1 protein-coding gene is annotated in these 288 nt (G+C 69.1%); it reads left to right on the forward strand.

Features of this window, described 5'->3' with window-relative positions; all coding sequences use genetic code 11:
* Nucleotides 1-20: 20 nt before the first annotated feature.
* Nucleotides 21-288: ACP S-malonyltransferase (locus ACLF6P_RS30065; RefSeq protein ID WP_415954591.1), on the forward strand; the 268-nt coding region annotated here is incomplete at its 3' end.

A 288-nucleotide genomic window follows, 5' to 3' on the forward strand; every position in this document is an offset into this window, starting at 1 on the left:
ACTCGCCGCGCATGGAACCCATGCTCGACGAGTTCCGGACCGCCCTCGAAGACGTGACCTTCCATGCCCCCCGGATCCCGCTGGTCTCCAACCTCACCGGGGAGCTGGCCGGGGATGACCTCCTCACGGCCGACTACTGGGTGAGGCACGTCCGCGAGGCGGTGCGTTTCGCGGACGGCATCGGGCACCTGGAGGCGCAGGGCGTCACGACGTATGTGGAACTCGGTCCGGGTGGAGTCCTGTCCGCCATGGCCCAGGACACCACCACCGCTGACGCGGACGCGGTGT

The organism is Streptomyces lothianensis (assembly GCF_047779955.1).
GTDB lineage: Bacteria > Actinomycetota > Actinomycetes > Streptomycetales > Streptomycetaceae > Streptomyces.